Source organism: Saccharospirillum sp. (genome assembly GCF_040881935.1).
Classification (GTDB): Bacteria; Pseudomonadota; Gammaproteobacteria; order Pseudomonadales; family Natronospirillaceae; genus Saccharospirillum.
Genome location: NZ_JBBECH010000014.1, coordinates 1 through 6546 on the forward strand (window position 1 = coordinate 1; position 6546 = coordinate 6546).

The 6546-nt window shown below is 58.4% G+C and carries 6 protein-coding genes; 4 read left to right on the forward strand and 2 right to left on the reverse strand.

The genetic code is table 11. The features are described 5' to 3' along the window. From WEB54_RS01195 to WEB54_RS01210, 4 genes are all read left to right on the forward strand, one after another. Nucleotides 1-591, forward strand: a 591-nt coding sequence (locus WEB54_RS01195; RefSeq protein ID WP_368052822.1) for an ABC transporter permease subunit, incomplete at its 5' end; no start/stop codon positions are given. A gap of 17 nt (nt 592-608) precedes the next feature. Next, nucleotides 609-1502, forward strand: coding sequence for a dipeptide ABC transporter permease DppC (gene dppC / locus WEB54_RS01200; protein WP_368052827.1), 894 nt, complete (start codon nt 609-611; stop codon nt 1500-1502). A 9-nt stretch (nt 1503-1511) separates the two neighbouring features. Next, nucleotides 1512-2510: a dipeptide ABC transporter ATP-binding protein gene (gene dppD, locus WEB54_RS01205; RefSeq protein ID WP_368052823.1), complete on the forward strand. Its 999-nt coding sequence runs from the start codon at nt 1512-1514 to the stop codon at nt 2508-2510. Further along, nucleotides 2503-3540 carry a peptide ABC transporter ATP-binding protein gene (locus WEB54_RS01210; protein WP_368052824.1) on the forward strand — a complete coding sequence of 346 codons (1038 nt, stop codon included), beginning with the start codon at nt 2503-2505 and terminating at the stop codon, nt 3538-3540. The genes dppD and WEB54_RS01210 overlap by 8 nt, the downstream gene beginning before the upstream one ends. A gap of 89 nt (nt 3541-3629) precedes the next feature. Here the strand turns inward: WEB54_RS01210 and WEB54_RS01215 are convergent, their stop codons facing one another. Together WEB54_RS01215 and mrcB are read right to left on the reverse strand one after the other, a co-directional pair. After that, complete coding sequence (locus WEB54_RS01215; protein WP_368052825.1) at nt 3630-4082, reverse strand: hypothetical protein; 453 nt, start codon at nt 4080-4082, stop codon at nt 3630-3632. Next, a complete protein-coding gene (mrcB, locus tag WEB54_RS01220; protein ID WP_368052826.1) occupies nt 4061-6427 on the reverse strand; it encodes a penicillin-binding protein 1B in 2367 nt (788 codons plus the stop codon). Before mrcB ends, WEB54_RS01215 begins: the two co-directional genes overlap by 22 nt. Between the last annotated feature and the right edge of the window lie 119 nt (nt 6428-6546).

Below are 6546 nucleotides of genomic sequence, written 5' to 3' on the forward strand. Positions count from 1 at the left end.
TATTCGATGCCCATATTCTGGTGGGCGTTGCTACTCATATTATTGTTCTCCGTCAATTTGGGCTGGACGCCTGTATCCGGTCGACTGGATGTGTATTTCTGGGTTGATGAAGTGACCGGCTTTATGCTGATAGACACCCTGCTATCGGAAGAAGACGGGGCTTTCCTGTCTGCACTGCAACATCTGATCTTGCCGTCTATTGTACTGGGCACTATTCCGATGGCCGTCATCGCCCGTATGACCCGCTCCTCAATGCTGGAAGTATTGGGAGAAGATTACATCCGCACCGCAAGAGCCAAAGGCCTGTCCAAACCACGAATTATCGTCAAACACGCCTTACGCAACGCGCTCATTCCGGTGATCACCGTAATGGGATTGCAGGTGGGGCTATTGCTCAGTGGTGCCATTCTGACCGAAACCATTTTCGCCTGGCCTGGCATCGGCAAATGGCTGGTTGAATCCATCGGTCGGCGCGACTACCCCGTGGTTCAGGGCGGTCTGTTGCTGATTGCGACCATCATCATTCTGGTCAACCTGCTGGTCGACCTTATGTACGGCGTGGTTAACCCACGCGTACGTCACAGCAAGTAAGGAGCCAGCACATGACAATGACTTCCAATACCCAGAATCTGGTTCAGTTGCCACAAACGCCTCTGGCCGAATTCTGGTCGTACTTTATTCAGAACCGGGGCGCCTTGATTGGCCTCTGTTTTATCGTCTTCATCGTTCTTCTGGCGATCTTTGCCGATCTGGTCGCACCGCATCACCCGCATGAACAGTTCCGGGACTTCATTCTGGCGCCACCTGCCTGGACCGAAGGCGGTAACGCCCAGTTCTGGCTCGGCACCGACGGCGTCGGCCGGGATATTCTGTCGCGCCTGATTCATGGCGCCCGGCTATCGCTGTTGATTGGTCTGGTTATTGTGACCGTCTCATTGGTACTGGGCATCTGCCTTGGGCTCATCGCCGGTTATTTTGGTGGTTTTGTCGACATGGCCATTATGCGCTTTGCCGACATTTTGCTGTCGATGCCAGCGCTGCTGTTGGCCATCGCCATCGTCGCCATTCTGGGCCCGAGCATTGTCAATTCAGGGCTTGCGCTGTCACTGGTGTACCTGCCGCACTATGTCCGGCTAACCCGGGCTTCAGTGCTGTCCGAAATCAATAAAGACTATGTGATTTCTTCCCGCGTAGCCGGTGCCGGTGCCTTACGTCTGATGTTTATCGTCATTCTGCCAAATTGCCTGGCACCATTGATTGTGCAGGCCACACTCGGTTTCTCCAACGCCATTCTGGATATGGCGGCACTCGGTTTTCTCGGTCTCGGCGCACAGCCGCCTTTGCCCGAATGGGGTTCAATGCTGGCAACCGCACGGGAATTCATTCAGAGCGCCTGGTGGGTCGTGACCTTCCCCGGCCTGATCATTCTGGTGACCGTGCTGGCGTTTAACCTGATGGGTGATGGCCTGCGCGATGCCCTCGACCCGAAACTGAAACAATAGGAGACCGACATGACAGAGACTGATAAGAGCCTCCTGGTCGTACATAACCTGTCGGTGGCCTTTGGTACTCATGGCAATCCGTTCAAGGCCGTCGACCGCATCAGCTTTCACATTGAAGAAGGTGAAGTGCTGGGCATCGTCGGTGAATCCGGTTCGGGCAAGAGTGTTTCGTCACTGGCACTGATGGGCCTGATCGACTTTCCGGGCCGCGTTACGGCTGATGAACTGCGCTTTAAAACGACCGATTTGCAGACCCTGAATGAAAAAGCCCGGCGCAAGATCACCGGCGATGAAATTTCGATGATTTTTCAGGACCCGATGACCTCCTTGAACCCCAGCTACACCGTGGGCGATCAGATTATGGAGGCCATTGAAGTCCATCAGGGCGGGCGCAAGAAAGAACGCTTGGCCAAGGCCATCGACCTGCTGCGTCAGGTGGGCATTCCGGCGCCGGAAAGCCGCATCAACAGTTACCCGCATCAACTCTCTGGTGGCATGAGCCAACGGGTGATGATTGCCATGGCCATCGCCTGCGATCCGAAATTGTTGATCGCCGATGAACCGACCACCGCGCTGGATGTAACCATTCAGGCGCAGATCATTGAACTGCTGCTGAAACTGCAGCGCGAAAAGCAAATGGGGTTGATGCTGATCACTCACGACCTGGCGCTGGTCGCCGAAGCCGCCGACCGGGTCGTGGTGATGTATGCGGGCCAGATTGTCGAAAGCGGACCTGCGAGCGAAATTTTCAAGGCGCCCAAGCATCCCTACACCCAGGCGCTGATGAACTCACTGCCTGAATCATCAAAGGGTAAGGACCGCCTGAATGCGTTGCCCGGTGTGGTACCAGGGGCCAACGACCGGCCGAACGGCTGCCTGCTGAACCCGCGCTGCCCTTACGCCACCGAACGCTGCCAGGTCGAAGAACCCGGGCAACTGGGCCCGCTGGGTCGCCAGGTGAAATGTTTCTACCCGCTGGATGAATCCGGGAGACCGACGTATGAGTGAACAGGTAATTAGCCAGACATCCTCCGCAGAACCGACAAAAAAAGTACCGATCATGAGCGGCGTCGGCCTCAAGCAGCATTACCCGGTCAAGCAGGGGTTTATGAAACCCATGGGTCTGGTGAAGGCGCTGGACGGGGTTAATTTTTCAGTCGAAGCGGGTAAGACGCTGGCGGTCGTCGGTGAATCTGGCTGCGGCAAATCAACTCTGGCGCGTTTGCTAACCATGATTGAACTGCCCACCGAAGGAGAACTGAACTTCGAAGGGACTAACCTGCTGACGCTCGACCGGGAAACCCGCAAGGAACTGCGCCAGCGTATTCAGATCATCTTCCAGAACCCTTACGGCTCACTGAACCCACGCAAAAAAGTCGGGTCCATTCTGGAAGAGCCGCTGGTGATCAACGGCAAGCTGACCAAGGCCGAACGCAAGGAACGCGCGCTGAACCTGCTGCAAAAGGTGGGGCTGAAGCCCGAACACTACGACCGCTACCCGCACATGTTCTCGGGCGGGCAGCGCCAGCGTATTGCCATTGCCCGCGGCCTGATGATGAACCCCAAAGTGGTGGTTGCCGACGAACCGGTCTCGGCTCTGGATGTGTCGGTTCAGGCGCAGGTGCTGAACCTGATGATGGACCTGCAGCAGGAGCTGGATCTGGCCTATGTGTTTATCTCACACGATTTGTCGGTGGTTGAACACATCGCCGACAAGGTGATGGTGATGTATCTCGGCAAGGTGGTGGAGTACGGGGTCACTGAAGACATCTTCACACACCCCCAACACCCTTACACCCGGGCGCTGTTGTCGTCGACACCGCGCATTGACCCAGAGCACCGTATTGAAAAAATCCAGCTAACCGGTGAATTGCCGTCGCCATTGAATCCACCCAGCGGCTGCGCCTTTCACGGGCGGTGCGAATTTGCCAACGAGCGCTGCAAGGTCGAAACCCCGATCCTGAAAGATCAGAACGGCGAATCCTCCGTCGCCTGCTTCGGGATCGATGAACACCGTCTGCCGTACATCAATCGCTGACCACCTGGGCCGCAGCCATTCAGCTGCGGCCTGCCTTGCCGGTTAAATGACCCACTCGACTGCCCAGGCTCTACAACGGCCATTACAGGCTATTCGGGCTGCACCAACCTCTGCAAATCAGCCGCAACAGCACTGCCAGAATCAGCATAGGTCAGGCCCTTACGCGCAATCTCTGTGGCGCCAATAGCATCCCCCTGACGGTTCTTGAGTTCGGCCAGTTGCAAGTACAGATCCGCCGCCTGAGGTTCCATCCGCAGTGCCCGTAAAACCAACGCTTCGGCCTGGCTCCACTGACCAACGGCGGCCCGCTCCCGGGCCGAACGCTGCAATGAATCGACCAGGTCATCACGACTGGGCGGCGTGCTGTCTGGAAGCTGCCCGGTCCGCTCTTCCTGGCGCTGCCAGGTGCTCAATCGCTGATCGTCGGGTGCCTGGTCAGGCACCGAGACACATCCGGAAAACCAACACAGGGCCACCAATACGCTCAGCAGGCGGGCCCAGTGGTGGCCGTTAGGGTGCGTTAATTGAACAGTCGCTGCCAAAAGCCACCTCCGCTATCGTCGGGTGATTGAGGATCGGCATCACAGCCACGCCGGTCAGCAGGCTCCGTCCCGGCCAGAAACGGCAACTCCCGGGCGCCGTCACAGCGCTCACTGACCTGTGCACCACGCGCGTTGACCGGCACTTTGACCACGGTGGCCGGCTGCCCGCGCCGCTCCTGGTTCGGCTTCAAACCAGCCATGATGTCTGCCCATATTGGCAGGGCGCCGGTGGAACCGGTCAGCGGTGTTGGTTCGTTACCATCGCGACCCACCCAGACTACCGCCTGACGGTCACTGCTGTAGCCGGCAAACCAGGCATCCCGGTTGTCGTCGGTGGTGCCGGTCTTGCCCGCCAGCCACCAGCTCTGCGGCAAGCGCCACTGCAAACTGCGTGCGGTTCCCTCAAGGGTGACCCGGTGCAGGGCTTCCTGAATCAGATACATCTGTTCGGGTGCAAAGCGTTGTTCAACCCGCAAATCAAACCGCTGCAGCACACCGTTGTCCGGGTGCACCACGGCACGTATAGCGTTCAGCGGGCTGTAAAAGCCATTACCCGCTATGGTCTGGTACATCTGCGCAACGTGAAACGGCGACAAATCCACCGCGCCCAGCATGACGGCTGGTACGGCTGGCAACCGTTCATCGACCCCGAGACGGTCGATCACATCAAACACCTCGGCCAGGCCCACTTCCATGCCCAGGCGCGCGGTGGCCTGGTTGTAGCTGTTGGAAAACGCATCTACCAACAAAGGTGAGCCATGACTTTCCAAATCGAAATTTTTCGGCTCCCAGACATCACCATCGGCTGAGGCTACCTGCACCGACGCATCGCTGACTGGCGACGCCAGGGTATAGCCAGCTTCCAGTGCGGCCAGATAGACCGCCGGTTTCATCAGGGAACCTACCTGGCGGCGCGCGTCCAGCGCCCGGTTAAACCCGGCCAGCTCGGGTTCACGACCGCCGGTAATGGCCAGCACATCGCCAGTGGACGGCCGCGTTACCACGGCTGCGCCTTCAAGCGTATCATCTGCCAGGCTGTAACTGCGCTCCAGCGCGGCAAGGCCAGTCGGCAACACGGTTTCCAGGTGGTTCTGTGCCAGAGGGTCGAGCGTGGTAAAAATAGTCAGCCCCTCGGCCAGTAAATCCTGACGCCGGTACCCCTGATCGAGTTGCCTGCGGACCAAATCCATAAAGGCGGGGTAGCTGGCATCACCGGGCACCGCGCTGACATCAAGACCAGAGGCCAGCGCGCGGTCGTATTCATTTTGGGTAATCACACCGGCTTCGCGCCAGACCGACAGCACCACATTGCGACGGGCCATCGCCTGGTCCGGATTGCGCCGGGGGTTGTAATACGAAGGCCCCTTAATCAGCCCAACCAGCAATGCCTGCTGATGAATAGTGAGCGAACGCAGCGGGCTACCAAAGAAAAACTGAGCGCCCAGCCCAAACCCGTTGATTGACCGGCGCCCTTGCTGGCCGATGTAAATCTCGTTGATGTAGGCTTCGAGAATCTCTTCCTTGCTGTAATGCCACTCCATCAACAGCGCCATCAACGCTTCGTTGCCTTTGCGCCACAGCGTCTGATCAGCGGTCAGGAACATATTCTTGACCAACTGCTGGGTTAGCGTACTTCCGCCCTGGGCGATGGACCCCGAGGTGACATTGGCCCACAGCGCCCGGGCTATTCCAACCGGTGAGACGCCCCAGTGCTGGTAGAAACGCCGGTCCTCGACGGCAATCAGGCCATCGATCAGCGACCGTGGCACTTCATCCAATGGCAGCAGCAAACGGTCTTCCCCACTGCCCGGATAAATCTGACCGATATAGAGTGGGTCGAGCCGGGCGACCAGAACAGGCTGGCCTGCCAGCGTCCCGAGATTCACCAGGCTGCCCTGGCTGAAATCGAGCTCTAATCGGCGCCCCGGCTCCGAATTGTCATAGAAATCAAACCCGCGGGTGTGTACCGATAAGGTCTGACCCCGACGCAAATAACGACCCGACTGACCGAGTTCGCCAGTTTGTCGATAACCCAGCGCCTGCAACAGAGATTCAACCTGGTCGGCACTGACCGGCGCACCGGCGTAGAGCTCCTGTGCCTCACTGTACACCCGGGCCGGCACGGTAAACCGCTGACCTTCAAAGCGCTCCCGCACCACGGCGTTCAAATAAAACATCCAGGCGATCAGCACGGCCGCACCGACTGTGCTTAACTGAAACAGGCGCCAACGCCACAGCGCACCACGGCGGCTTTTTGGAGCCTTGTCGCGACGGCTGGTACCGGGTTCGGGTGCTGAGCGGCGGCGGGTGCTGCCGGAGCGGGATTGAGTTGGTTTCTTGGCCATGGCGCGGGAGTATAAAGGGCTATTCGGTTGCTGTCTTTGGCCTTGTTGGCAGAATCAACAACTCAGGTTTCGGAGTTCGGGTCGCCTCGGAGGTGATGGCCCGCACCGGATACCGGGTA